This window comes from Comamonas aquatilis (assembly GCF_965139575.1).
GTDB lineage: Bacteria > Pseudomonadota > Gammaproteobacteria > Burkholderiales > Burkholderiaceae_C > Comamonas > Comamonas aquatilis.
On sequence record NZ_CBCSIW010000001.1, the window covers coordinates 431,836 to 456,456 of the forward strand.

Genomic DNA, 24,621 nt, shown 5'->3' on the forward strand with positions numbered 1-24,621 from the left:
GCGCTTTGCGCACCATCACCTTCAGCGAAGCTCTTGCAAGAGCCCCCTCCTGGAGGGGGCGTGGGGGAGTCGTACGTGCAAATGCAGGCCGGACTCGGCTTTAGCCGAGGACCGTCTGGGCGACGATATTGCGTTGCACCTCGTTGGAGCCGCCGTAGATGGTGGTCTTGCGCATATTGAAATAGGTAGAGGCCAGCGGCGCATTGCTCACCGCACCGCCGGGGAAGTCGCCCTGGTAGCCGGCTTCCATGGCTTCTTGCACATAGGGCAGGGCATAGGGGCCGGCGGCCAGCATCATCAGCTCGGAGTAGCGCTGCTGAATTTCGCTGCCCTTGATCTTCAAAAGGCCGGCGATATCCAGCGGGTTCTTGCCCGATTTCATGGCCGAGAGTACGCGCAGCACCATCATCTCAAGTGCAATCACGTCGATCTCCAGCAGGGCGATCTGGTCGCGAAAGCGCTGGTCTTCCCACACGCCTTCGGCCTTGGCAATGCGCTTGAGGCGCTCCAGCTCGCGCTTGGCGCGGTTCACATCGGCAATATTGGTGCGCTCGTGGCTTAGCAGGTGCTTGGCGTAGGTCCAGCCCTTGCTTTCCTCGCCGATCAGCTGGTCGGCAGGCACTTGCACGTTGTCGAAGAAGACTTCGTTGACCTCATGGCCGCCGTCGAGCAGCTTGATGGGGCGCACGGTGACGCCGGGCGACTTCATGTCGATCAGCAAAAAGCTGATGCCGGTCTGGGGCTTGCCCTCGTTGCTGGTGCGCACCAGGCAGAAAATCCATTCGCCATACTGGCCCAGCGTGGTCCAGGTCTTTTGGCCGTTGACGATGTAGTGATTGCCCACGCGCTCGGCACGGGTCTTGACGCTGGCCAGGTCCGAACCCGAACCGGGTTCGCTATAGCCCTGGCTCCACCAGACTTCGCCGCTGGCAATGCCGGGTAGAAAGCGCTGCTGCTGCTCGGGCGTGCCGTAGGCCATGATGACCGGTGCCACCATCACCGGGCCGAAGGGCACGATGCGTGGCGTGCAGGCCAGAGCACATTCTTCCTCGAACAAATGCTTTTGCACGGCGCTCCAACCGGGGCCTCCGAATTCCTTGGGCCAGCCATAGCCTAGCCAGCCTTTTTTGCCCAAAATCTTGGCCCAGCGCTGCAAATCATCGCGCGTCAGGTGCAGGTCGTTGCGCACCTTGTGCGCAATGTCCTCGGGCAAATGGGCTCGCACCCAGGTGCGGACTTCTTCGCGGAAAGACTGTTCTTCAGGGGTAAATGCCAAATCCATGCGTTTGTCTCCAGAAATTCTGGAAGCTTTTGTAGCACGCACGTTCTTTTTTCATCTGTCCAGGGCGTGACAGATGGCGCGTAATGGGTAAAAACACCGATCTCGATGAGCCCCTGGGTCGCCCTGGGTACTGGCATCTACGCGAGGCGATTCCTGTTGGCCTTGCTGGTTTGCTTTGTCTTGTGAAGTTTGAATGAAATGGGGCTCTAGCGCTTATTCAGAAAGCGCTAGTAGCTATCAATTTCAATGCGACGGCTTACTCGGCTGGCGCTGCCGGTGGTTCCACGCCCAGGGATTCGCACAGCAGTTGCACGGTGGCGCGCAGCTGGGCCACTTCGGCTTCCAGTGTGTCCACGCGCTGCTGCAGGGCCGATGCGTTGCTGACGGTGCCGGCGCTGCTGCTGGCTTGCAGCGCATTCACATCCACCGGGCCGCACAGCAGATGGGCCCAGCGCGGCTCGCGTGCGCCGGGCGCGCGGGGCAGGAGCACGACTAGGGGGCCGCCTTTTTCCTCGCTGCGTTCACGCAGCTCGTCCAGAAAGGCCTCGACCGAGGAAATATCGGCAAAGCGGTGCCAGCGCTCGGAGTTGATGCGCAGCTCGCCGGCGGTCTGCGGGCCGCGCAGCATCAAAAGGGCCAGCAGCACTGCGGACTGATCGGGCACGCCAATGCCGCGTGGAAAGTTGTGTTCCCAGCGGGTGGAGCGGGTGCTGCTGATCTGCACGGCCAGGGATTTCTGGCGCAGCTCGTCCAGTGCTTCCTGTGCCTGGCCGTCGCTGATTTCCATCACCGGGTCGCGGCTGGATTTTTGATTGCAGCCGGTGATCAGGGCGTTGAGCGTCAGCGGGTAGCTGTCGGGCACGGTGCGGGCTTTTTCCATCAGCGTGGCCAGAACGCGGGCTTGCACAGGGGTCAAGGGGGTGACGCGGGGATCGAAAGGCATGTTGTCTCCTCAAAAAAGTACAGGGCCGCATACAGGAACTGGGGTTGACCCGGAGGGGAAATTCCCGTCGGTGCGACAATCGCCGCCCATGAAAAACATCGTGATCCTGATCTCGGGCGGCGGCTCGAACATGGCCGCCATTGTGCGTGCATCCCAGCAGCAAGACTGGGCCAAGCGCCACAACGCCCGTGTGGCTGCCGTGATCAGTAACAAGGCCGACGCCAGGGGGCTGGTGTTTGCACGCGATAACGGTATTGCCACCGAGGTTCTCGATCACAAGCAGTTTGACAGCCGCGAGGCTTTCGATGCCCAGCTGGCCCAGGTGATTGACCGCCATGCGCCTTCGCTGGTGGTGCTGGCCGGCTTCATGCGCATTCTCACGCCGGGCTTTGTCTCGCACTACGCCGGGCGCATGGTCAATATCCACCCCTCGCTGCTGCCGGCCTTCACCGGCCTGCACACCCACCAGCGCGCCATTGATGCCGGCTGCAAGTTTGCCGGTGTGACCGTGCACCATGTGACGGCCGAGCTGGATGTGGGGCCGATTCTGGACCAGGCCGTGGTGCCGGTGCTGCCCGGCGACACGGCCGAGGCGCTGGCGGCCCGCGTGCTGGTGCAAGAGCACATCATCTACCCGCGTGCCGTGCTCAATCTGATTAAAAATTGATAGCTGCTGGTGCTTGATGCATAAGCGCTAGAGCTTTGTTTTAAGCCGGTTTTTGCTGATCTTCCGGCAGGCGGCGAAAACGCGGCCGCTCCACGCCGTCAATCACCACGGTCTCGTTGAACATGGCGGCGGGCCGCACCCACAGGCCGTACTCGCCATAGAGGGCGCGGTACAGCGTCATGGGTTCCAGCGTCTCGCTATGGCGCACGGTGTCCAGTACCTGATAGCGCATGCCTTTGTAGTGTTCGTAGAGGCCGGGTGCGGTGGTGATGAGCGGGGGCAGGTGATCGTTGGACATGGTTTTCTCAAAAACAATAGCTGTCAGCGTATATGAAATAAGCGCTGGTGCCTGTTTTTATTGGGGATTGAGTGAGTTGGCTATGTGCGGCGGAACAAGCCAGTGCAAGCCAGGGCTTGGGCGACAGTGGGACAATTGCGCCCATGCATCCCAAACAGCTTCTCGACGCTTGCTCTGAACTCGTCAAGCGCGCCCTGACATTTGAACACCCGGCCGATTCCGTGGTGTCTTATTTTTTCCGCGAAAACCGCTACCTCGGTCCGCGCGAACGCGCCACCCTGGCCGAAACCACTTACACCGTGCTGCGCAAGAAGCTGTTGTTCGAAGCGCTGGCGCATTCGGGCAGCGGCGCGCGTGAGCGCCGTCTGGCCATCCTGGGCTTTGCCGCCGTCCTGCGCGAGCAGGCCAAGAAGGAAGGCAAAGTCAAGAACAAGGACGGACAGGACAGCGAGACCTTTATCCAGGCCGCTCTCACGCCGCAGGAACTCAAGTGGCTGGCTGCCTGCGACGGCATCAAGCAAGACGAGTTGATGGAATCCCACCGCCACAACCTGCCCGAGTGGCTGGTCGAGCCACTGAAGGCTCAGCTGGGCGAGGAATTCTGGGCGCTGGCTGCCAGCATGGAAAAGGCCGCGCCCCTGGATTTGCGCGTCAACGCTCTCAACGACAAGCGCTCCGACGTGCGCAAGGAACTGGAAAAAGCCGGCATCAAGGCCGTGCCCACGCCGTACTCGCCCATCGGTCTGCGTATCGACGGCAAGCCTGCGCTGGCCAAGGTCGATGCCTTCAACCGTGGCGCCATCGAGGTGCAGGACGAAGGCTCGCAACTGCTGGCTCTGATGCTGGATGCCAAGCGCGGCGAGATGGTGGTGGACTTTTGCGCCGGTGCCGGCGGCAAGACCCTGGCCATCGGCGCTTCCATGCGCAACACCGGTCGCCTGTACGCCTTTGACGTCTCCGGCCACCGCCTCGATGCCTTGAAGCCCCGTCTGGCGCGCTCGGGCCTGTCGAATGTGCACCCCGCCGCCATTGCCCATGAGCGCGATGAGCGCGTCAAGCGCCTGGCCGGCAAGATCGACCGCGTGCTGGTCGATGCCCCTTGCTCGGGCCTGGGCACGCTGCGCCGCAATCCCGACCTCAAGTGGCGTCAAAGCCCCAAGGCCGTGGAAGAGTTGACGCAAAAGCAGACCGCCATCCTGGCCAGCGCTGCGCGCCTGGTCAAGGCCGGTGGTCGTCTGGTCTATGCCACCTGCTCCATCCTGCCGCAGGAAAACGAAGCCATTGCCGAAGCCTTTGCGGCTGCACATCCCGACTTCGTGCCTTTGAGCGCGGGCGAGCTGCTGGAGCAGCTCAAGATCGAGAACGGCGATTCGCTGTGCAGCGGCGGTGACGACGGCAGGCAGTATCTGCGCCTGTGGCCTCACAGCCACGAGACCGACGGCTTTTTCGCTGCCGTCTGGGTGAAGAAGGCCTAACTTCCAGGCAAGTCCGCTCTCTCTGTCGGGCAAAGCTTTGGGGGTTTGGCGGCAGACCGCCTAAAATTGAACGACCGTGCTTTGCTCAAGTGAAGCACGGTTTTTTTGCCAAAGGCTTTGTTGCGTATGTCGCTGGATCTCGGCTGGGTTTGGAATGCGGTGGTGGATTGGCTGGCCCATGGGCTGTGGCAGCTGTCATGGTGGCAGCTCTTGCTCTATACCCTGGCCACCACCCACATCACCATTGCGGCGGTGACCATTTTCCTGCACCGCTGCCAGGCCCATCGCTCGCTGGATCTGGGGCCTGTCCCCTCGCATTTCTTCCGCTTCTGGCTGTGGCTGGGCACGGGCATGGTCACCAAGGAGTGGGTGGCGATTCACCGCAAGCACCATGCCAAGTGCGAGACCGAGGATGACCCGCACAGCCCGCAGACCCGAGGGCTGGCCAAGGTGATGCGCGAAGGTGCGGAGCTGTATCGCACGGAAGCGCAGAACGCGGAAACCCTCAAGAAATTCGGCCACGGCACGCCCGATGACTGGATGGAGCGCCATGTCTACCGCCATTCGGTGCTGGGCCCCTCTCTCATGCTCATCATCAATGTGCTGCTGTTCGGTGCCATTGGCCTGAGCATCTGGGCCGTGCAAATGGTCTGGATTCCCTTCTGGGCAGCCGGCGTGGTCAACGGCGTGGGCCACTTCTGGGGCTATCGTAATTACGAGGCCGTCGATGCCTCCACCAATCTCGTGCCCTGGGGCATCATCATTGGTGGCGAAGAGCTGCACAACAATCACCATACCTTCCCGACCTCCGCCAAATTCTCGGTCAAGCGCTATGAGTTTGATATTGGCTGGCTCTATATCAGCGCCATGCAGGTCATTGGCTGGGCCAAGGTCAAGAAGACTCCGCCGTGCCTGCGCACCGGGGCAGTCAAGCCGGTGGCCGATGAAATGACGCTGGAGGCCATCATCGCCAACCGCTACGAGGTCATGGCCCGCTATGCGCGCGGCGTGCGCTTTGCGGTGCAGCAGGAACTCGACGGACTCAAGCAGCGCAAGGCCGATATGTCTGCGCTCAAGAGTGCGCAGCGCTGGCTGCATCGCGATGCCGAAAAAGTGCCGGCCAATGCCATGAGCCAGCTGGCCCAGGCCCGCGCCGCCCATCCGGTGATCGATCAGATGCTGGTCATGCGCGAAGAGCTGCGCCAGTTGTGGCTCAACACCACGCTCACACGCGAGCAACTGACCGGCCAGTTGCAGGCCTGGTGCCAGCGTGCCGAGGCCAGCGGCATTGCCGCGCTCAAGGATTTCTCCGTCAAGCTGCGCGCCGCTCACGCTTGACGAAGCGAGCCTGAAGTCGCACTAGCCAGACGGCGACGCCGCCATTCCAGAGCCGCCCCGGGCGGCTTTGTTGCATGGGCTGTGCTGCGCGCTCATGGATCTCAAGCCCGGCGGTTTCGGCCGCCGCCATCAGTTGCACCCAGGTGCCAGCCGGGGCGCGCCAGCTCTGGCCGGTTTGCAGCAGCATGATTTGCTCGAAACAGTTATCGGCAAAAGCCAGCGGCGCAATCGAGAGCCTTAGCGGCCCCTGGCGGCAGAACACTTCGCTGCCCTCAGGCAGGTGAAGGCTGGCAGTTTGTGCTGCGTTCAGTTGGAGTGGGGTGCTGGATGGGGTATGCATGGCAGGCCTTGATTGCTTGGATTCAGGCCTCAAGCGTAAAAAAATGCGGCGCTGCACAACAGGCACAGCAAGCGCCCGGTGTGAGCGCATCAGTGCAGTTTGTAGGGTGACTGTTCTGGTCTGTATCTGTTCCATCTGTATCTGTTGCGAAACAGCTGGCGCTGGCATCATGGCGACCATTGCCTCTGATCGCACCTGCTGTTTGCCATGCTCAATCCTGTTGCCCTTGCCCGCACCGATGAAGCCGCTCTACCTCTGTACCAGCGGCTGGCAGGCGACTATTGCGCCGCCATGGAGCTGGGCACGCTCAAGGCGGGCGAGCGCATGCCTTCGGTGCGGGAGCTGATGGCCCGCCATCAGGTCAGCCTCTCCACCGCGCTGCAGATGCTGAGATTTCTGGAAGGCCGGGGCCATCTGGAGGCCAGGCCTCGCGTGGGCTATTTTGTGCGCGAGCTGCAAACTGGCCTGGCGCTGACCAGCGAGCCGGATCTGAGTCAGCCGGTTCAGCCCAATCCGCATGCGCATTTCGTGGGGATCAACGAACATATTTCGCTGCTGCTGGAGCGGGGCCGCCAGGCGCCGGCGCATATAGACATAGGCGGCTGCACGCCGCCGGCCGAGCTGTTTGACCATCAGCATCTGAACAAGACCGTCACCCGCCTGCTGCGCGAGCAGCCCATGTTGCTGGCCCAGGGGCGTTCGCTGCTGGCCAACCAGGGAAATCACCCGGATTTCCAACAAGCCATGGCACGGCGAGCGCTGGCTTGCGGCATACGGGTGGCGCCTGCCGATGTGCTGGCCACCACGGGCAATTCAGAAGCGGTGTCGCTGGCGCTGGCTGCCGTGGCCGTGCCAGGCGATATGGTGGCAGTGGAGTCGCCTACCTACTACGGCTTGCTGCAGGTGGTGGAGTCGCTGAAGCTGCAGACGCTGGAGATTCCCTGCAGCCCGCGCACCGGCCTGTCGATTGAAGCGCTGGAGCTGGCTTTTCAGACCCAGCCGCGTCTCAAGGCCGTGGTCGTGGTGCCTGAGCTGCAAATGCCGCTGGGCACCCGCATGCCGGACGAACACAAGGCTAGGCTGGTGGCGCTGTGTGCCCAGTATGGAGCGGCCCTGATCGAGGATGATTCCTACGGCCTGTTCGTGGAGGACAAGCAGCCGGTGCGACCGCTCAAGGCCTGGGACAGCGTCTCCGGCCATGTCATCTATTGCCAAGCCTTCAACAAAAGCATGGCGCCCGGTTTGCGTCAGGGCTGGATGAATGGCGGGCAGTGGCATGGCCGGGTGCAAATGCTCAAATTTGCCCAGAGCCGCAACACCCAGACCCTGGGGCAACTGGTGGTGGCCGAGGTGCTGGGTTCGCCCACGCATTTGCGCAATCTGCAGCGGCTCAAGGCGCAGCTTAAAAGCCAGCGCGAAGCCATGGCACGCCTGGTGGCGCGCTATTTTCCGCTGGGCACGCGGCTCAGCCTTCCCGGGGGAGGTCTGTGCCTGTGGCTGGAGTTTCCTGAAGCCATGTCTACCGCCAGTCTGTTTACCGAGGCACTGGTCCATGGCATACGCATTGCGCCGGGCAGCATGTTCTCCAACTCCGGTCGCTACGAGCACTGCATGCGGCTGGCCTGTACCCATCCGGTCAATGCGGCGATGGAAAAGGCAATCCAGCAGCTGGGGGCCATGGCTTGCCGCCAGCTGGGTCAGCCGGTGCGGGAATGAGGCAGATATCAAGCGGCAATAAAAAAACCGCCTGCACTTGCGTGAGGCGGTTTTTTCAGGATGACCGGGCTGAATTACTTCAGCTTGGCTTCCTTGTACTCGACGTGCTTGCGAGCCTTGGGGTCGAACTTCATGATCGACATCTTTTCAGGCATCGTCTTCTTGTTCTTGGTTGTGGTGTAGAAGTGACCAGTGCCAGCAGTAGAAGCCAGCTTGATCTTTTCGCGTCCGCCTTTAGAAGCCATGGTGTTTCTCCTTTAGGAAATTAAGCTTGGCCACGAGCGCGCATGTCTGCGAGCACGGAGTCGATACCGTTCTTGTCGATCAGGCGCAGAGCAGCGCTGGAAACGCGCAGACGCACCCAACGGTTCTCGGTTTCCACCCAGAAACGACGGTATTGCAGGTTAGGGAGAAAACGACGCTTGGTCTTGTTGTTGGCGTGGGAAACATTGTTGCCCACCATGGGCTTTTTGCCCGTAACTTCACATACGCGTGCCATTTGGACACTCCGATAGTTGAATCGGCTGTCGGCTCTGAAATTTTGCAAAAGCAAAATGTGCCGGCAACCTCACCTCGCCAGTTTTAAAAGGGTGGCGGTAACCCCATTGCAAAAAGCCCGAACCTGCAAAGTGCAAACACCTGGCAGTGCCTTGAATTCAGCAAAGCCTTGGATTATAGCGTTTTTGCTAAAAAGCCCCCGAGGCCGGCCATATCTGGCAGCACTCAAGGGCTTTTATGGGTTGCGGGCTTGGATCAGCCTTGCTGTTCCAGGAAGCGCTGGGCGTCCAGGGCAGCCATGCAGCCCGTGCCGGCGCTGGTGATGGCCTGGCGGTACACGTGGTCCTGGCAGTCGCCGGCGGCAAACACGCCGGGCACGCTGGTCTGGGTGGCGAAACCCTTCAGGCCGCCCTGGGTGACGATGTAGCCGTTTTCCAGCTCCAGCTGGCCCTGGAAGATGTCGGTATTGGGGTGGTGGCCGATGGCGATGAAAGCGCCTTGCAGCTTCAGGTCTTCGGTATGGCCGTCCTGGGTGCTCTTGATGCGGATGCCGGTCACGCCGCTCTGGTCGCCCAGCACTTCATCCAGGGTGAAGTGGGTCTTGAGCTCGATCTTGCCTTCCTTGACCTTGGCCATCAGCTTGTCCACCAGGATGGGCTCGGCCTTGAACTTGTCGCGGCGATGCACCAGGGTGACCTTGCTGGCGATGTTGGACAGGTACAGCGCTTCTTCCACGGCGGTGTTGCCGCCACCGATCACGCATACGGGCTGCTCGCGGTAGAAGAAGCCGTCGCAGGTGGCGCAGGCGGAGACGCCGCGACCCATGAACGCTTCTTCGGAGGGCAGGCCCAGGTACTTGGCAGAGGCGCCGGTGGCGATGATCAGCGAATCGCAGGTATACGTGCCGTTGTCGCCGGTCAGGGTGAAGGGCCGCTGGCTGAAGTCTACCTTGCTGATGTGATCAAAGATGATCTGGGTGTTGAAGCGCTCGGCGTGCTCTTGAAAACGCTGCATCAGCTCGGGGCCTTGCACGCCGTTCACGTCGGAAGGCCAGTTGTCCACTTCGGTGGTGGTCATCAGCTGGCCGCCCTGGGCCATGCCGGTGATCAAAAGAGGCTTGAGGTTGGCGCGGGCGGCATACACGGCGGCGGTGTAGCCAGCAGGGCCGGAGCCGAGAATGAGAACTTGTGCGTGTTGTGTAGAGGACATGAAACCTGGCTTTGAGAAAAAACGCATGCCGACAACCGGCGCGCAGTCAAAGAATCTGGAGGATGTGGGAGTATCGCTCGGTATCAAGGCCTGCGGTTTGCGCGGTATTAATCGCCGAAATTGTAAAAAATCATGGTTATGACTTGTTTGCCTCCAGTCCGAGTCCCTAATGTTGCAAGTGCTTGCATTACGCTTGAGGGTCCGTCCCGAACAATTGCATCGCCTGCCCGGGTGCTAAGGTAAGCTCCTGCTTGCGTATGACTTATTCATTGAACGCTTTGAACGCGTCTTCTTCTAGCAAGAACAAATCCCGCTCGGCTGCTCCGCGCTATGGTGTGATCCGTTTCAGCCAGGAAGTGTTGCTGCTCATAGGTCTGCTGGCGCTGGTCTTTTGGCTGGTGTCCATGTTGACCTATTCGCCGCTGGACCCTGCCTGGTCCACCTCCGGCGGCGGGCAGATGGCCTTTGTGCGCAACTGGATGGGGCGCGTAGGCGCCTGGCTGGCCGATGCCTGCTATTTTGGTTTTGGCCTGTCCGTCTGGTGGCTGGTACTGGCCGGCCTGCAGACTTGGATGACCTCGCTGCTGCGCTGGATGCGCGGTGGCGTGGGCAAGGATGGCGCACCGTTGCCGCTGGTGCCGATCTGGCGCCGCCGTTTTCTGTTCTGGGGCGGTCTGGCCGTGCTGATGTCCGCCAGCTGTGCGCTGGAGTGGACGCGACTTTATCGTTTCGAAAGCCATTTGCCCGGCCCGGCCGGTGGCGTATTTGGCTATATGGTGGGCTTTCACAGCCTGCAATGGCTGGGCTCCACAGGCTCGGGCCTGATCGGTATCTGCCTCTTCGTGCTGGGACTGGCCATGGTGTTCGGCTTTTCCTGGGGCAATCTGGCCGAGAGCCTGGGCGCCCGCCTGGACGGCATGGTGCAGTTCGGCCGCGAGCGCCGCGAAATTGCCAAGGATGCCGCCGTGGGCCGCAAGTCCGCGCGCGAGCGTGAAGAAGTCATTCAGGAGCGCAGCGAAAGCGCCGAGATCAGCCCGCCGGCCCCGGTTCAGATCATCGAGCCCGTGCTGCGCGATGCGACCCAGCCCAGCGCCCGCGTGGCCAAGGAGCGCCAAAAACCTTTGTTCACGGACCATCCCGACAGCAAGCTGCCCCAGGTGGAGCTGCTGGATGCGGCGCCACTGCGCCAGGAATCGGTGTCTCCCGAAACCCTGGAGATGACCAGCCGTCTGATAGAAAAGCGCTTGAAGGACTTTGGCGTGGATGTGCGCGTGGTCGCCGCTATGCCAGGCCCCGTGATCACGCGCTACGAGATCGAGCCCGCCACGGGCGTCAAGGGCTCGCAGATCGTCAATCTGGCCAAGGATCTGGCCCGCTCGCTGTCCCTGGTGTCGATTCGCGTGATCGAGACCATTCCCGGCAAGAATTTCATGGCTCTGGAGCTTCCCAATGCCAAGCGCCAGTCGATTCGGCTGTCCGAGGTGCTGGGCTCGCAGGTCTATCACGATGCCAAGAGCATGCTGACCATGGGTCTGGGCAAGGACATTGTGGGCAACCCCGTGGTTGCCGATCTGGCCAAGATGCCGCACTGCCTGGTGGCAGGTACCACCGGCTCTGGCAAATCCGTGGGTATCAATGCCATGATTTTGTCTCTGCTCTACAAGGCAGAGGCCCGCGATGTGCGCCTGTTGATGATCGATCCCAAGATGCTGGAAATGTCGGTCTACGAAGGCATTCCCCACCTGCTGTGCCCTGTGGTCACCGATATGAAGCAGGCCGCCAACGGACTGAACTGGTGCGTTGCCGAGATGGAGCGCCGCTACAAGCTGATGAGCAAGCTGGGCGTGCGCAATCTGGCCGGCTACAACACCAAGATCGACGAGGCCAAGGCGCGCGAGGAATCGATTCCCAACCCCTTCAGCCTGACGCCCGAAGAGCCCGAGCCGCTACAGCGCCTGCCGCACATCGTGATCGTGATCGATGAGCTGGCCGACCTGATGATGGTGGTGGGCAAGAAGATCGAAGAGCTGATTGCCCGTCTGGCGCAAAAAGCGCGCGCGGCCGGCATTCACCTGATTTTGGCGACCCAGCGCCCCAGCGTGGACGTGATCACCGGCCTGATCAAGGCCAATATTCCGACCCGGATTGCCTTCCAGGTCTCCAGCAAGATCGACAGCCGTACCGTGCTTGATCAGATGGGGGCCGAGTCCCTGCTGGGCATGGGCGACATGCTCTATATGGCCAGCGGCACCGGCCTGCCGATTCGCGTGCATGGTGCTTTTGTGTCTGACGAGGAAGTGCACCGCGTGGTCAGTTACCTCAAGGAGCAAGGCGAGGCCGATTACATTGACGGCGTGCTGGAAGGCGGCTCGGCCGATGGTGAAGGCGAGGACGGCGGTGAAGGCGGCGGCGACGGGGAAAAAGATCCCATGTACGACCAGGCCGTCGAAATCGTGCTGAAAGACCGCAAAGCCAGCATTTCCTATGTCCAGCGCAAGCTGCGCATAGGCTACAACCGCTCGGCCAATTTGCTGGAGCAGATGGAAAAGGCCGGCTTGGTCAGTTCGCTGACCTCGGGCGGCCAGCGCGAAGTGCTGGTGGCGGCCCGGGTGGAGTGAGCGGGCGAGACCTCACGACGCGAAAGGAAGAGGATTGATGAAACGTTTTTTGACTGCATTTTTGATAGCTGCTAGCGCAAGTGGTGCGTGGGCTGACGGCTTGAAAAGCCTTGAATCCTTTATGAAAAGCGCCCATGCGGGCAAGGCGGAGTTCACCCAGTCCGTGACCTCGCCGCCCAAGGCCGGCCAGGAGGCACGTACCAAGGTCTCCAGCGGCACTTTCGAATTTCAGCGTCCCGGCAAGTTCAAGTTCAACTACACCAAGCCTTTCGAGCAGCTCATCGTGGCGGACGGCAAGACGCTGTGGCTGTATGACGCGGATCTGAACCAGGTCACCCAGCGGGCCCAGGCCCAGGTGCTGGCCAGTACCCCGGCAGCGATTCTGACCTCGGCCACGGATCTCAAGGCCTTGCAGGCCGATTTTGGTCTGAGTGCCCAGCCCGCCAGCGAAGGTCTGGAATGGGTGCTGGCTTCGCCCAAGGTCAAGGGCGGTCAGCTCAAAAGCGTGCGCGTGGGCTTTACGCCCGAAGGCCAGCTGGCAGCGCTGGATATCGAAGACAGCTTCGGTCAGCGCTCGCTGATGCAGTTCAAGGGCTTGCAGATCCTGGCTGCGCTGCCGGCATCGACCTTCCAGTTCAGCGTGCCCAAGGGGGCGGATGTGCTCAAGCAGTAGAACTGGTCGCCTCATCAAAAAAAGCCTGTGAACTTCACGCTCACAGGCTTTTTTTGTATCGATATCTTATGAAATCTGGCTGAAGCCCAATATCAATAAGCGCATGCAGCTCATATTTTGTTAGTCAATGGCTTCAGAGCTGGGCCGGTTTGAGAGCCACTGGCGGCAGTATGCGATCGGCAATGGCCGCCACGACGAGCACGGCCAGCACCGGAGTCGTCCAGCCCAGACCCATGGCGGCACCGGGCAGATCGGCCAGCCATGAAGGCATGGCATCGCCACCCAGCAGGGACTTGGCCGAGTCGCTGATGCCCAGCGCCAGGGCCATCGTCATCACGGGCGTATAGACGCGGCCGGGATGCTTCCACAGCGAATGCAGGAGGCTGAGCGCCACAAGGGCGATGGCCACCGGGTAGATGGCCACCAGCACGGGAACGGCCACGGCAATCAGCTGTTCCAGCCCCTGATTGGAGACCACCAGGCTGAACAGACCGATGGCGATCACCATGCTGCGATAGGACTTGCCGGTGAGCTGGCTGAAATAGGTGGCGCAGGCGCTGATAAGGCCCACGCCGGTGGTCAGGCAGGCCAGCAAAATGACGATGGCCAGCAGTGCCATGCCCCAGACGCCAAACGTGTGTTGCACATAGGCCGTGAGAATCTGCACGCCGCTCGAGGCATTGCCGACCAGCGGGCTGCTGGTGGCGCCCAGATAGATCAGCGAGACATAGACTAGGCCCAGGCCGGTGGCGGCCATGACGCCGGCAATGATGGCGTAGCGCGTGTGCAGACGGGTGTCGCTGATGCCGCTGTCCTTGATGGCATTGATGATGACGATGCCGAACACCAGTGCCGCCAGCGCATCCATGGTCTGGTAGCCCTGCAAAAAGCCCTGGCCGAAAGCCATGTTCTGCGGCAGATAGTCAGGCGCAGCTGTGGAGAAGGCACCGGCAGGCAGCATGAAGGCGGCGCCGCCGAGCACGACCAGCGCCAGGATCAGCACCGGCGTGATGATCTTGCCTATGTTGTCCATCAGCTTGCCGGGGTAGAGCGACAGCACCATGGTCAGGCCGAAGTACAGCACCGAATACAGCATCAGTGCAGTGGACGAGTTGCCGATGAACGGGGCCACGCCCAGCTCGAACGACACGGTGGCCGTGCGCGGCGTGGCGAAGAACGGGCCTATCGTCAGGTAGACGGCAATGCCCAAAATCGTGCCCGCCACCACGCCGATCGGCGAGGTAATGGTTTTGATGCCGCCGCCCACGCGGGCCATGGCCACCACGGTGATCAGGGGCAGGCCCACACCGGTGAGCAAAAAGCCTGCGGCAGCGCCCCAGAGATTTTCTCCGGCGGCCAGACCGACGCTAGGAGGAAAGATGATGTTGCCTGCACCCAGAAAAAGGGCAAAGGTCATGAAGCCCAGGGCAATCAAGTCCTGTGTCTTGAGTTTTGTCATACGAAGCACGGCTCCCGTGTGCCGCCATGCAGCGGCAGGTCCGGGAGAATTGGGGGGAATCAAGGAAAGTAGCGGATGCTTTCGATTGAGTTCTGGCTGAGGCGCGGGTGGCAGCATCAGTCACAGGCATTGCCGGCCGGATGAAATCGGGCGGCAAAAAACCGGGGCGTAGCTCCAGCCTGGCTTGTGGCAGGCAGATAGGGAGCTACTTTCCATATCAGTGAGGGGTGGCCTCGTAAATGGAGAGTGTTGATCCGCTGAAAACCCTATTTTCCACGATATAGGAATCTGTTATTGAATTGTGGAAAAGCTGGGTGGCATCCGTCGCTGAAAAGAGGCTGCAAGCTGCCAGGGTTGGCCCAGGCGTGGATACTCGAGGGGGTATGGTCACGCAAAAGAGCTTCTCCCCTGCCGTCTCTGCGGCTTCCCATCAGCCCCTGGCCGAGCGCCTGCGTCCGCGCACGCTTGGCGAGGTGATAGGCCAGCAGCATGTGCTGGGCGAAGGCATGCCGCTGCGGCTGGCCTTCGAGTCGGGGCGTCCGCACAGCTGCATTCTCTGGGGCCCGCCGGGCGTGGGAAAAACCACAATTGCCCGTCTGATGGCCGATGCCTTTGATGCGCAGTTCATCTCCATGAGCGCCGTGCTGGGCGGGGTCAAGGACATTCGCGAAGCCGTGGAGCAGGCCCAGTCCGCCCGCGATGGCTTGATGCAGCAGCGCACCATCGTGTTTGTGGACGAAGTACACCGCTTCAACAAAAGCCAGCAGGACGCTTTCTTGCCCCATGTGGAAAGCGGGCTGTTCACCTTTATCGGTGCGACCACGGAAAACCCCTCGTTCGAAGTCAATTCGGCCCTGCTCTCGCGCGCTGCGGTGTATGTGCTGCAAAGTCTGACGGCTGATGACTTGAAGCAAATAGTGGCTAAGGCCCAGGCGATACAAGCAGTTTCAGCTATAGAAGATGAAGCGCTTGATCGCCTGATCGCCTATGCCGACGGCGATGCCAGGCGCCTGCTCAACACGCTGGAGACGCTGGCCATCACCGCCGAACAGGCCAAGATCGAGCAGATCACCGATGCCTGGTTGCTCAAGGTGCTGGGCGAGCGCATGCGCCGCTACGACAAGGGGGGCGAACAGTTCTACGACACCATCAGCGCCTTGCACAAATCCGTGCGCGGCTCGGACCCCGATGCGGCCCTGTACTGGTTTTGCCGCATGCTCGACGGCGGAGCGGATCCGCGCTATCTGGCCCGGCGCATTGTGCGCATGGCCTGGGAGGACATAGGACTGGCCGATCCGCGTGCCATGCAGCTGTGTAACGACGCGGCCGCCACCTATGAGCGCCTGGGCAGCCCCGAGGGCGAGCTGGCGCTGGCCCAGGCCGTGATCTATTTGGCTGTGGCGGCCAAAAGCAATGCTGGTTATATGGCCTACAACAAGGCCAAGGCGTTTGTGAAGACCGATGCCACCCGCCCCGTGCCCCTGCATTTGCGCAATGCACCGACCAAGCTGATGAAAGAGCTGGATTACGGCCGTGACTACCGTTACGCCCATAGCGAGGAGGGCGGTTTTGCGGCGGGCGAGAGTTATCTGCCCGACGGCATGGAGGAGCCCGGTTTTTACGAACCCGTGCCGCGCGGCTTGGAGATCAAGATTGGCCAGAAACTGGCCGAGCTGCGCGCCCGCAACGATGCCGCACGCGAGGCAGGGGCGGCCGGATCGCCTCGGACGGATGAGACTTAAGCCGCCTTGTAAAGCGAAACTTTGGCGGTTGTCGTAACACGGTCACTGCGTGCATGCTGCAATTTTTGATCTGCTCCTAGTGTTTTCCATGGCTTGATGCTGCAGTGCGCAACTAAGTCGCTGTATTCATTGGATTTGTGGAAATCGTGGCATTGCTGCGTCGCAGCAAGCGAGGCCCTTGCCACGGGAAACCCCGTCTCTGCACCGTGAGCACTGCTGCCTAGAATCGCGCCAACCTCTTGGCACAAGCGGCTCACAAAGCCGCGGCTGGCAGGAGGGGTGCCATGGCATCGCTGGCCCCGCCTTCGGGATGAGAGGCTTGCAGTGTCTCCGTCTTGGGGTTGAGGTAGGGGAGCGCGCTTATGGATATCTTGCTGCAGCAGATCATCAATGGTCTGGTTCTGGGCAGCATGTACGCCTTGATAGCCTTGGGCTACACCATGGTGTACGGCATCATTCAGCTGATCAACTTCGCGCACGGTGAGGTGCTGATGGTGGGAGCTTTGACCAGTTGGAGCTGCATAGGCTTGATGCAGGAGGCCATGCCCAGCTTGCCAGGTTGGCTGATGCTTTTGCTGGCCACCATCATTGCCTGTGTGGTGGCGGCCTCGCTTAATTTCGTGATCGAGAAAGTCGCTTACCGACCCTTGCGCAACAGCCCGCGCCTGGCGCCGCTGATCACCGCCATCGGCGTCTCCATCTTGCTGCAGACGCTGGCCATGATCATCTGGAAGCCCAACTACAAGGCCTACCCCACGCTGCTGTCCAGCACGCCTTATGAAATTGGCTCGGCAGTCATCACGCCCACGCAGATTCTGGTGCTGGGCGTGACGGCCGTGGCCCTGGCTTCGTTGATGTATCTGGTCAACTACACAAAATTGGGTCGGGCCATGCGGGCCACGGCCGAGAACCCGCGTGTGGCGGCGCTGATGGGCGTCAAACCCGACATGATCATCTCCGCCACCTTCATCATCGGTGCGGTGCTGGCAGCCATTGCCGGCATCATGTACGCCTCCAACTACGGCACGGCCCATCACACCATGGGTTTCCTGCCCGGCCTCAAAGCGTTCACGGCCGCGGTGTTCGGCGGCATCGGCAATCTGGCGGGCGCCGTGGTCGGCGGCCTGCTGCTGGGCCTGATCGAGTCGATTGGCTCCGGTTATATCGGCGACCTGACCGGGGGCGTGCTGGGCAGCCAGTACACCGATATTTTTGCCTTTGTCGTGCTCATCATCATTCTCACGCTGCGCCCCTCGGGCCTGCTGGGTGAGCGTGTGGCCGATCGGGCATAAGGAGTGACCATGAAGAACAACAAAACACTCCACTGGGTACTGGGCGGTATGGCCTTGCTGGTGCTGCCGCTGATACTGCAGTATTTTGGCAATGCCTGGGTGCGGATTGCCGACCTAGCCTTGCTGTATGTGATGCTGGCGCTGGGCCTCAATATCGTGGTGGGCTATGCGGGTCTGCTGGACCTGGGCTATGTGGCTTTCTACGCCGTGGGTGCCTATATGTTTGCCCTCATGGCCTCGCCGCATCTGGGGGAGACTTTCGAGTGGTTCAGAAACATGTTCCCCGAGGGGCTGCACACGTCCATCTGGCTGGTGATTCCGCTGGGCATGCTGCTGGCGGCTTGCGCCGGGGTGCTGCTGGGCCTGCCGGTGCTGAGATTGCGGGGCGATTACCTGGCCATCGTGACGTTGGGCTTTGGCGAGATCATCCGCATCTTCATGAACAACCTGGATCAGCCGGTCAATATCACCAACGGCCCCAAAGGCCTGGCGCAGGTGGATTCGGTCAAGATCTTCGGCCTGGATCTGGCCAAGCGCCAGGAAATCTTCGGCTTTGATATTTCCTCGGTGACGCTGTACTACTACCTGTTTCTGGCGCTGGTGCTGCTCACGATCCTGATCTGCTACCGCCTGCAGGATTCGCGCATCGGCCGCGCCTGGATGGCGATTCGCGAGGACGAGATTGCCGCCAAGGCCATGGGCATCAATGTGCGCAATATGAAGTTGCTGGCCTTTGGCATGGGCGCATCGTTCGGCGGCGTGGCCGGTTCCATGTTTGGCGCCTTCCAGGGCTTTGTCTCGCCCGAGTCCTTCAGCCTGATGGAGTCGGTGATGATCGTGGCCATGGTGGTGCTGGGCGGCCTGGGCCATATCCCCGGCGTGATTTTGGGTGCCGTGCTGCTGTCGGCTCTGCCCGAGGTGCTGCGCTATGTGGCCGGCCCCTTGCAGGAGATGACGGGCGGTCGTCTGGATGCCTCCATCTTGCGTCAGCTGCTGATTGCTCTGGCCATGATCGTCATCATGCTGATGCGCCCGCGCGGCCTGTGGCCTACGCCAGAGCATGGCAAGAATTTGACGCGTGCGTCCTGATCCAGAACCAAGGAATGGCAACCGATATGGCAGACAGCACAACTTCCACCGTCCTTGATGTGTCGGATATCTCCAAACGCTTTGGCGGGCTGCAGGCCCTGTCCGGCGTGAGCATGAAGATTGAGCGCGGACAGGTGTACGGCCTGATAGGACCTAACGGCGCAGGCAAGACCACGTTTTTTAACGTTATCACCGGCCTCTACACGCCGGACAGCGGCAAGTTCGAACTGGCTGGCAAGCCCTACGAGCCCTCGGCCGTGCACAAGGTGGCCAGGGCCGGCATTGCCCGCACGTTTCAGAATATCCGCCTGTTTGCCGAAATGACGGCACTGGAGAACGTGATGGTGGGCCGCCATGTACGCACCCATTCGGGCCTGATAGGCGCCGTGCTGCGCACCAAGCGCTTCAAAGCCGAGGAGGCGGCAATTCGTGCAAGAGCGTATGAGCTGCTCGACTATGTAGGCATTGGCAAATACGCGGACTTCAAGGCCCGCACCCTCTCGTACGGCGATCAGCGTCGCCTGGAGATTGCTCGCGCTTTGGCGACCGATCCCAAGCTGATTGCCTTGGACGAACCCGCTGCCGGCATGAATGCCACCGAAAAACTGCAGCTGCGCGAGCTGATCGACCGCATTCGCAACGATCAGCGCACCATCTTGTTGATCGAGCACGATGTGAAGCTGGTCATGGGCCTGTGCGACCGTGTCACGGTGCTGGACTACGGCAAGCCGATTGCCGAAGGCACGCCGGCACAGGTGCAGAAGAATGAAAAAGTGATTGAAGCCTATCTGGGCACCGGAGGGCATTGACTATGCAAGAGCAAATCCAAGACAGACTGGTGGCCGTGACGGGCAAATCCGCGAGTCAGATACTGCTGGCCGTCAAAAACCTCAAGGTGGCCTATGGCGGCATCCAGGCCGTCAAAGGTGTGGACTTCGAGGTGCGCGAGGGCGAGTTGGTTTCGCTGATCGGCTCCAACGGTGCGGGCAAGACCACCACCATGAAGGCTGTGACGCGCGGTCTGCCCATGGCCGATGGCGAAATTCTGTATCTGGGTCAGAGCATCAAGAACAAAGGAGCCTGGGATCTGGTCAAGCAAGGTCTGGTCATGGTGCCCGAGGGGCGTGGCGTCTTTGCCCGCATGACCATCACCGAAAACCTGCTCATGGGCGCTTATACGCGCAATGACAAGGCCGGCATTCAGGCCGATATCGAGCGCATGTTCGGCATCTTTCCGCGCCTGAAGGAGCGCAAGGATCAGCTGGCGGGCACCATGTCCGGCGGCGAGCAGCAAATGCTGGCCATGGCGCGGGCACTGATGAGCCAGCCCAAGGTCTTGCTGCTCGACGAGCCTTCCATGGGCCTGTCTCCCATCATGGTGGACAAGATTTTTGAAGTGGTGCGGGATGTGTACGCGCTGGGCGTGACCATGGTGCTGGTCGAGCAGAACGCCAGCCGCGCTCTGGCCGTTGCCGACCGGGGGTATGTGATGGAGTCCGGCATCATCACCATGACCGGCAAAGGCCAGACCTTGCTCAATGACCCCCGGGTTCGCGCTGCGTATCTGGGTGAGTGAGCCTCTGGAAGGCAGGCAGAACAAGGCCCTCAAACGCGCCTTTTCTGAGTCGTTTCAGCGCTGTATTTTCATCATGAGGCGCTTAAATATGCCCCCAAAAATGCAAACATGACAAAAAAATGACGTTTCTTTGATGTTTTTGAAATGTTGTTATTGTTGTTAATTGATTCGTTTTATTTCTTTAAATGCGGATTTTTGTATTTGCATATAAATAAAAGAAATTTTTAGAATGAATTCGCGTGTGATCTGGATGGCCTCCATGCCCGCAAACCAGGTGATCTCTGCCGATAAAAAGCCCGATGGCTGCTGGAGACTGCGACGAACATGCGTGCGGGCCGCGGTGTTGCAGATACAGGGCCAGCAGCAATGAGCACGATTGTGGCCGTCTTTTGGTCCTGCTGCTGATGGCTTTTGCAACTGCGTACTGGTGGCCGGAGCCTGGATGTTGTGGCGTATTGCACTGTGAGAATGCCTGTGATTGCGGCCTGTCAGGCGCATGGCTGATCGGCCTTCCAGGTGGATCAGCTTCGAGCATGGAGGAAGCGATCACATTCGCGGCGGCTGCGTGGTTTGTCGTGTGCTGGCCGAGCCGGTCGCGAGCCTAGGGTTTTCTTTGACAGGTTTGTGCGAGCTTGGCACGGTGTATTTTATTTTTCGTGCGGCTTGAAGGGGTGTCTTTGAGGCGCGCAGAAACGCAAAAAGACTCAAGAGTACACTTCGCGTCATTCAAACCGGGAAGCCATGCCTGCACACCTTTGTGCCGTAGTGAGTCGCCTGGTTTTATTTTTTCCCCGGTAAGGAGCATTCATGCTGTTTGGCAAATTGTTGCCGCGCGAAGGCAATTTTTTCGAGATGTTCAATCAACATGCTGACCACATCGTTGATGCTGCGCACGCCTTCTCGCAGCTGGTAGCCAATTACAACGATCCCCATCTGCGTCAGAAATACAACGACGATGTGGATAACGCTGAGCGCGCGGCAGACAAGGTGACACATGACGTCACCAAGCTGCTGCACAAGACTTTCATCACTCCGCTGGACCGCGAGCACATCCACTCGCTGATCAACACCATGGACGATGTGGCCGACCTGATTCAGGATTCGGCAGAGACCATGGCGCTGTACGACGTGCGCCATATGACGGACGAAATCACGCGTCTGACGGATCTGTCCGTGCGCTGCTGCGAGCGCGTTCGTGATGCCGTGAAGATGCTGGATCGCATCGCAGATCCGAGCGTGGTGGAAGCCTCGACCAAGACCTGCGATGAGATCGACAGGCTGGAAAGCGATGCGGACCGCGTGATGCGCGCCGCCATGAGCAAGCTGTTCCGTGAAGAGCCCGATGTGCGTGAAGTGATCAAGCTCAAGGCGATTTACGAGTTGCTGGAAACCATCACCGACCGCTGCGAAGACGTGGCCAATCTGATCGAGGGCATCGTCCTCGAGAATTCCTGATTCTCGCGGGAGCTGGAAAATGGAATCCGTACAAGCAGCCCTTTGGGTTGTGATCTTGTTGGTTGTGCTCGCCTTGCTGTTCGATTTCATGAACGGCTTTCACGATGCGGCCAACTCCATTGCCACCGTGGTTTCCACGGGGGTGCTCAAGCCCACGCAAGCCGTGTTGTTTGCGGCTTTCTTCAATGTCGTCGCGATTTTTGTCTTCCACCTCAGTGTGGCGGCAACCGTTGGTAAGGGCATTGTTCAACCCGGCATTGTGGATACTCATGTGGTGTTCGGTGCACTGGTGGGCGCCATCGCCTGGAACATCATCACCTGGATTTACGGCATCCCCAGCAGCTCTTCGCATGCGCTGATCGGCGGTATCGTCGGTGCGGTGATTGCCAAGGCCGGTGCTGGTGCACTGATCGCCAGCGGTATCTGGAAGACCGTGGCTTTCATCTTCGTCTCGCCTGTGCTGGGTTACCTGCTGGGCTCGTTGATGATGGTGCTGGTGGCCTGGGTTTGCCGCCGCGCAAGCCCCAATCGTGTGGACAAGTGGTTTCGTCGTCTGCAACTGGTTTCGGCCGGTGCCTATAGCCTCGGCCACGGCGGCAATGATGCGCAAAAGACCATCGGCATCATCTGGCTGTTGCTGATTGCGACCGGATATGCCAATGCGGCGGATGCCGAGCCACCTACCTGGACCATCATCAGCTGCTATCTGGCCATTGGCATGGGCACGATGTTTGGAGGCTGGCGCATCGTCAAGACCATGGGTCAGAAGATCACCAAGCTCAAGCCTGTGGGCGGCTTCTGTGCCGAAAGCGGTGGTGCATTGACGCTGTTTCTGGCCACCTTCCTGGGCGTGCCGGTCTCGACCACGCACACCATCACGGGTGCCATTGTCGGTGTGGGCTCCACACAGCGCGCCAGTGCCGTGCGCTGGGGCGTGGCGGGCAACATCGTCTGGGCCTGGGTTCTGACGATTCCTGCCAGCGCTTTCGTGGCCTCCATTGCCTATTGGTTGAGCTTGCAGCTGTTCTGATGAACTTCTGAATTGAGAGCTGAAAGCGCACATCCTTAAAGGACTGCAGCGTGATTGGCTTGAAAAATCAAAGGCTTCGCGAATGCGAAGCCTTTTTTCATTGGGAGGCTGGTTTATGTGGGCTGTCAGCCCACCAGCAGCGGGTCGCTTCTGTGAGTCGGCTTGCTGTACAGCAGGGACTTGAGCTGGCTGGCTGGAACGGGAACGCTGAACAGATAGCCCAGAAACTGTTGGCAATCGTTTTGCATCAGCAAGGCGCGCTGTTCCAGCGTCTCTACGCCGCTGGCCACGATCTGTATCTTCAGCTGCTTGGCCATCGCTATAGCTGCTTGCATGGCTGCCTCGCTGGCGTTGTTTGGACCCAGTCTTTGCACCAGGGATTGAGAAATCTTGAGCTGGAACAGCGGCAGCTGCATCAGCAGATTCTGTGAAGTGGGCATTGCGCCAAAGTCATCGAGAGACAGGCGTATGCCGCCAGAGGCCAGCTGGCGCAACGTCTGAAGATTGTCGTGCGTGGCGTTTTGCAGCTGGGCTGCAGAAAACTCCAGCAACAATTGCCTTGGGGCGATACCGCAGAGTTTGATGATCTGCTCGACCTGGTTGGCAAAGTCTGCTTGCTGCAACTGCTGCAGGCTGATGTTGACGGCAACGGGAAGAGTGCACAGCTGCGGGTCACTTTTCCACAACGCGATCTGCTCGCACACGGCCTGAATCACCCAGAGCCCCAGGGGAACAATGATGCCGCTTTCCTCTGCCACCGTGATGAACATGCGGGGGGGCACCACGCCGCGCCTGGGTTGGTGCCAGCGCAGCAGGGCTTCTAGGCCGGTCATCTCACCTTGCTGGGAGTACTGGGGCTGGTACTGCATCTGGAACTGCCCCAGGCGCAGGGCCTCGCGCAGTTCCTGCTCCATCTGCAGGCGCTGCGCCGGCAATTGCGGCTCGGGCTTGAAGAAGTGCAAGCCCTTGGGGTCCTCATCGCGCAGCTTGTACATGGCGGCTTCGGCCTGGCTCAGCAGCTCGGTGGCGGAGCGTGAATGAGGCCCAAACAGCGTGGCTCCGATATGGGCTTGCAGCGGCTGGCTGCGGCCGTTGACGAGATAGGGTGCACCCAGGCTCTCGAGCAGCCGCTCGCCCATGCGTTCGACCAGCAATTGGGCAAGCTCCACATCGGGTGAGAGATCCGAAATCATGACGACGAAATGTGCTTCGTCCACGCGCGCAACCGTGTCGTTGGCTCGCACGCAGCCCAGCAGGCGTTGGGTGATCTCCGCCACCAGGCCGGCTATGGCTGCTCCCTGAGTGACGGCCTTGAGCTGCTGCAAATCAATGTTGAGCAAGGCGCCGCGCCAGCCTGTGCGTTCGGACTGGATCATGGCGTGAGAGAGGCGATCCAGCAGCAACCTGCGGTTGGGCAGATTGGAGAGCGAGTCGAAAAAGGCCAGGCTGTCGCTGTGCTGCTGGGCGATGGTGCGGTAGGTGATGAGGGTGTAGCCGGCAGACAGTGGGCTGGCCGCCAGGGTGATGCCACGACCGTCGGGCAGTTGCTGCTCCAGGCTGGTCTGCTGTTTGGCAAGCAACAGACGGTGTGCGTTGCTCAATTCACCGAGCTGGGCAATTGTGCTGCTGTGCTGGCTGGGGATGGTTTGTGTGAATTGCAGCAAGCTCTCAAAGGCCACCCCTGTTCTGACCAGCGGTGACAGCCATGGGAAAAGGCCTAGATAGCCTTCGTTCCAGCGCTGAACACGATTTTGCGAATCCAGCAGCACATAGCCGCTGGCGGCCTGTTCTAGGATGCGAAACAGCTGCTCTCCGTAAGCGCCTACCAATCCCGTGGCCGCAGAAAAGCTGGTGGGCGTGCTGGCGTCAGCTGTACAGGGCTTGTCATGGGGTGCTTGCATGAGAACCTCTTGAAGCAAAC

General features: G+C 60.5%; 23 protein-coding genes. 13 read left to right on the forward strand and 10 right to left on the reverse strand.

The annotated features are described in order from the left end of the window. Positions 1–100: 100 nt before the first annotated feature. Together ACNAZA_RS01945 and ACNAZA_RS01950 are read right to left on the reverse strand one after the other, a co-directional pair. Positions 101–1,282, reverse strand: coding sequence for an acyl-CoA dehydrogenase family protein (locus ACNAZA_RS01945; protein WP_415794706.1), 1,182 nt, complete (start codon positions 1,280–1,282; stop codon positions 101–103). 256 nt (positions 1,283–1,538) lie between these two features. Further along, a complete protein-coding gene (locus ACNAZA_RS01950; RefSeq protein ID WP_415794707.1) occupies positions 1,539–2,225 on the reverse strand; it encodes a YceH family protein in 687 nt (228 codons plus the stop codon). 88 nt (positions 2,226–2,313) lie between these two features. Here ACNAZA_RS01950 and purN point away from each other — a divergent pair, with 88 nt between their 5' ends. After that, positions 2,314–2,892 carry a phosphoribosylglycinamide formyltransferase gene (gene purN, locus ACNAZA_RS01955; protein ID WP_415794708.1) on the forward strand — a complete coding sequence of 193 codons (579 nt, stop codon included), beginning with the start codon at positions 2,314–2,316 and terminating at the stop codon, positions 2,890–2,892. A gap of 40 nt (positions 2,893–2,932) precedes the next feature. On the opposite strand, the gene ACNAZA_RS01960 is transcribed toward purN, so the two are convergent. After that, positions 2,933–3,190 carry a DUF1653 domain-containing protein gene (locus ACNAZA_RS01960; RefSeq protein ID WP_415794709.1) on the reverse strand — a complete coding sequence of 86 codons (258 nt, stop codon included), beginning with the start codon at positions 3,188–3,190 and terminating at the stop codon, positions 2,933–2,935. Between the two features lie 143 nt (positions 3,191–3,333). On the opposite strand from ACNAZA_RS01960, the gene ACNAZA_RS01965 reads away from it, so the two are divergent. Next, a complete protein-coding gene (locus tag ACNAZA_RS01965; protein WP_415794710.1) occupies positions 3,334–4,665 on the forward strand; it encodes an RsmB/NOP family class I SAM-dependent RNA methyltransferase in 1,332 nt (443 codons plus the stop codon). Between the two features lie 126 nt (positions 4,666–4,791). Further along, positions 4,792–6,003, forward strand: coding sequence for a DesA family fatty acid desaturase (locus tag ACNAZA_RS01970; RefSeq protein WP_415794711.1), 1,212 nt, complete (start codon positions 4,792–4,794; stop codon positions 6,001–6,003). Here the strand turns inward: ACNAZA_RS01970 and ACNAZA_RS01975 are convergent. After that, the gene (locus tag ACNAZA_RS01975; protein WP_415794712.1) at positions 5,978–6,343 is read right to left on the reverse strand and encodes a hypothetical protein; all 366 of its coding nucleotides are present in this window, start codon (positions 6,341–6,343) and stop codon (positions 5,978–5,980) included. The genes ACNAZA_RS01970 and ACNAZA_RS01975 overlap by 26 nt on opposite strands. Positions 6,344–6,550: 207 nt before the next feature. Here ACNAZA_RS01975 and ACNAZA_RS01980 point away from each other — a divergent pair, with 207 nt between their 5' ends. Continuing rightward, complete coding sequence (locus ACNAZA_RS01980) at positions 6,551–8,059, forward strand: aminotransferase-like domain-containing protein (protein ID WP_415794713.1); 1,509 nt, start codon at positions 6,551–6,553, stop codon at positions 8,057–8,059. 74 nt (positions 8,060–8,133) lie between these two features. On the opposite strand, the gene rpmG is transcribed toward ACNAZA_RS01980, so the two are convergent. From rpmG to trxB, 3 genes are all read right to left on the reverse strand, one after another. Beyond that, complete coding sequence (rpmG, locus tag ACNAZA_RS01985; protein ID WP_415794714.1) at positions 8,134–8,304, reverse strand: 50S ribosomal protein L33; 171 nt, start codon at positions 8,302–8,304, stop codon at positions 8,134–8,136. A 20-nt stretch (positions 8,305–8,324) separates the two neighbouring features. After that, entirely contained in the window at positions 8,325–8,558 is a 234-nt protein-coding gene (gene rpmB, locus ACNAZA_RS01990; protein ID WP_066539714.1) for a 50S ribosomal protein L28, read from the reverse strand. A 254-nt stretch (positions 8,559–8,812) separates the two neighbouring features. Beyond that, positions 8,813–9,766: a thioredoxin-disulfide reductase gene (gene trxB, locus ACNAZA_RS01995; protein WP_120970712.1), complete on the reverse strand. Its 954-nt coding sequence runs from the start codon at positions 9,764–9,766 to the stop codon at positions 8,813–8,815. A gap of 257 nt (positions 9,767–10,023) precedes the next feature. Here trxB and ACNAZA_RS02000 point away from each other — a divergent pair, with 257 nt between their 5' ends. Further along, entirely contained in the window at positions 10,024–12,384 is a 2,361-nt protein-coding gene (locus ACNAZA_RS02000) for a DNA translocase FtsK (protein WP_415794715.1), read from the forward strand. A gap of 37 nt (positions 12,385–12,421) precedes the next feature. Then, entirely contained in the window at positions 12,422–13,057 is a 636-nt protein-coding gene (gene lolA / locus ACNAZA_RS02005; protein ID WP_415794716.1) for an outer membrane lipoprotein periplasmic chaperone LolA, read from the forward strand. A gap of 133 nt (positions 13,058–13,190) precedes the next feature. Here lolA and brnQ read toward each other — a convergent pair whose 3' ends face one another. Continuing rightward, positions 13,191–14,516 (reverse strand): branched-chain amino acid transport system II carrier protein, encoded by a 1,326-nt coding sequence (gene brnQ, locus ACNAZA_RS02010; RefSeq protein WP_415794717.1) that lies wholly within the window; start codon positions 14,514–14,516, stop codon positions 13,191–13,193. Positions 14,517–14,899: 383 nt separating this feature from the next. Between brnQ and ACNAZA_RS02015 the strand changes: the two genes are divergently transcribed. From ACNAZA_RS02015 to ACNAZA_RS02035, 5 genes are all read left to right on the forward strand, one after another. Then, positions 14,900–16,258 carry a replication-associated recombination protein A gene (locus ACNAZA_RS02015; RefSeq protein WP_415794719.1) on the forward strand — a complete coding sequence of 453 codons (1,359 nt, stop codon included), beginning with the start codon at positions 14,900–14,902 and terminating at the stop codon, positions 16,256–16,258. 362 nt (positions 16,259–16,620) lie between these two features. Next, positions 16,621–17,550 carry a branched-chain amino acid ABC transporter permease gene (locus tag ACNAZA_RS02020; protein WP_120966505.1) on the forward strand — a complete coding sequence of 310 codons (930 nt, stop codon included), beginning with the start codon at positions 16,621–16,623 and terminating at the stop codon, positions 17,548–17,550. 9 nt (positions 17,551–17,559) lie between these two features. After that, on the forward strand, positions 17,560–18,639 hold the full coding sequence (locus ACNAZA_RS02025; protein WP_415794720.1) for an ABC transporter permease subunit: 1,080 nt from the start codon (positions 17,560–17,562) through the stop codon (positions 18,637–18,639). A 26-nt stretch (positions 18,640–18,665) separates the two neighbouring features. Continuing rightward, positions 18,666–19,448 carry an ABC transporter ATP-binding protein gene (locus tag ACNAZA_RS02030; protein ID WP_415794721.1) on the forward strand — a complete coding sequence of 261 codons (783 nt, stop codon included), beginning with the start codon at positions 18,666–18,668 and terminating at the stop codon, positions 19,446–19,448. A 2-nt stretch (positions 19,449–19,450) separates the two neighbouring features. Further along, on the forward strand, positions 19,451–20,215 hold the full coding sequence (locus ACNAZA_RS02035; protein WP_415794722.1) for an ABC transporter ATP-binding protein: 765 nt from the start codon (positions 19,451–19,453) through the stop codon (positions 20,213–20,215). A 159-nt stretch (positions 20,216–20,374) separates the two neighbouring features. On the opposite strand, the gene ACNAZA_RS02040 is transcribed toward ACNAZA_RS02035, so the two are convergent. Next, on the reverse strand, positions 20,375–20,713 hold the full coding sequence (locus ACNAZA_RS02040; RefSeq protein ID WP_415794723.1) for a hypothetical protein: 339 nt from the start codon (positions 20,711–20,713) through the stop codon (positions 20,375–20,377). 309 nt (positions 20,714–21,022) lie between these two features. Here ACNAZA_RS02040 and ACNAZA_RS02045 point away from each other — a divergent pair, with 309 nt between their 5' ends. Both ACNAZA_RS02045 and ACNAZA_RS02050 read left to right on the forward strand, forming a co-directional pair. Beyond that, positions 21,023–21,670 (forward strand): DUF47 domain-containing protein, encoded by a 648-nt coding sequence (locus ACNAZA_RS02045; RefSeq protein ID WP_415794724.1) that lies wholly within the window; start codon positions 21,023–21,025, stop codon positions 21,668–21,670. Positions 21,671–21,689: 19 nt separating this feature from the next. Next, a complete protein-coding gene (locus ACNAZA_RS02050) occupies positions 21,690–22,700 on the forward strand; it encodes an inorganic phosphate transporter (protein ID WP_120966509.1) in 1,011 nt (336 codons plus the stop codon). Positions 22,701–22,825: 125 nt separating this feature from the next. Here the strand turns inward: ACNAZA_RS02050 and ACNAZA_RS02055 are convergent, their stop codons facing one another. Continuing rightward, positions 22,826–24,601 (reverse strand): putative bifunctional diguanylate cyclase/phosphodiesterase, encoded by a 1,776-nt coding sequence (locus ACNAZA_RS02055; protein WP_415794725.1) that lies wholly within the window; start codon positions 24,599–24,601, stop codon positions 22,826–22,828. Between the last annotated feature and the right edge of the window lie 20 nt (positions 24,602–24,621).

Coding starts and splice junctions, on each gene's coding strand:
- ACNAZA_RS01945 (WP_415794706.1), bottom strand. CDS start 1,282: ATGGATTTGGCATTTACCCCTGAAGAACAGTCTTTCCGCGAAGAAGTC.
- ACNAZA_RS01950 (WP_415794707.1), bottom strand. CDS start 2,225: ATGCCTTTCGATCCCCGCGTCACCCCCTTGACCCCTGTGCAAGCCCGC.
- purN (WP_415794708.1), top strand. CDS start 2,314: ATGAAAAACATCGTGATCCTGATCTCGGGCGGCGGCTCGAACATGGCC.
- ACNAZA_RS01960 (WP_415794709.1), bottom strand. CDS start 3,190: ATGTCCAACGATCACCTGCCCCCGCTCATCACCACCGCACCCGGCCTC.
- ACNAZA_RS01965 (WP_415794710.1), top strand. CDS start 3,334: ATGCATCCCAAACAGCTTCTCGACGCTTGCTCTGAACTCGTCAAGCGC.
- ACNAZA_RS01970 (WP_415794711.1), top strand. CDS start 4,792: ATGTCGCTGGATCTCGGCTGGGTTTGGAATGCGGTGGTGGATTGGCTG.
- ACNAZA_RS01975 (WP_415794712.1), bottom strand. CDS start 6,343: ATGCATACCCCATCCAGCACCCCACTCCAACTGAACGCAGCACAAACT.
- ACNAZA_RS01980 (WP_415794713.1), top strand. CDS start 6,551: ATGCTCAATCCTGTTGCCCTTGCCCGCACCGATGAAGCCGCTCTACCT.
- rpmG (WP_415794714.1), bottom strand. CDS start 8,304: ATGGCTTCTAAAGGCGGACGCGAAAAGATCAAGCTGGCTTCTACTGCT.
- rpmB (WP_066539714.1), bottom strand. CDS start 8,558: ATGGCACGCGTATGTGAAGTTACGGGCAAAAAGCCCATGGTGGGCAAC.
- trxB (WP_120970712.1), bottom strand. CDS start 9,766: ATGTCCTCTACACAACACGCACAAGTTCTCATTCTCGGCTCCGGCCCT.
- ACNAZA_RS02000 (WP_415794715.1), top strand. CDS start 10,024: ATGACTTATTCATTGAACGCTTTGAACGCGTCTTCTTCTAGCAAGAAC.
- lolA (WP_415794716.1), top strand. CDS start 12,422: ATGAAACGTTTTTTGACTGCATTTTTGATAGCTGCTAGCGCAAGTGGT.
- brnQ (WP_415794717.1), bottom strand. CDS start 14,516: ATGACAAAACTCAAGACACAGGACTTGATTGCCCTGGGCTTCATGACC.
- ACNAZA_RS02015 (WP_415794719.1), top strand. CDS start 14,900: ATGGTCACGCAAAAGAGCTTCTCCCCTGCCGTCTCTGCGGCTTCCCAT.
- ACNAZA_RS02020 (WP_120966505.1), top strand. CDS start 16,621: ATGGATATCTTGCTGCAGCAGATCATCAATGGTCTGGTTCTGGGCAGC.
- ACNAZA_RS02025 (WP_415794720.1), top strand. CDS start 17,560: ATGAAGAACAACAAAACACTCCACTGGGTACTGGGCGGTATGGCCTTG.
- ACNAZA_RS02030 (WP_415794721.1), top strand. CDS start 18,666: ATGGCAGACAGCACAACTTCCACCGTCCTTGATGTGTCGGATATCTCC.
- ACNAZA_RS02035 (WP_415794722.1), top strand. CDS start 19,451: ATGCAAGAGCAAATCCAAGACAGACTGGTGGCCGTGACGGGCAAATCC.
- ACNAZA_RS02040 (WP_415794723.1), bottom strand. CDS start 20,713: ATGCGCCTGACAGGCCGCAATCACAGGCATTCTCACAGTGCAATACGC.
- ACNAZA_RS02045 (WP_415794724.1), top strand. CDS start 21,023: ATGCTGTTTGGCAAATTGTTGCCGCGCGAAGGCAATTTTTTCGAGATG.
- ACNAZA_RS02050 (WP_120966509.1), top strand. CDS start 21,690: ATGGAATCCGTACAAGCAGCCCTTTGGGTTGTGATCTTGTTGGTTGTG.
- ACNAZA_RS02055 (WP_415794725.1), bottom strand. CDS start 24,601: ATGCAAGCACCCCATGACAAGCCCTGTACAGCTGACGCCAGCACGCCC.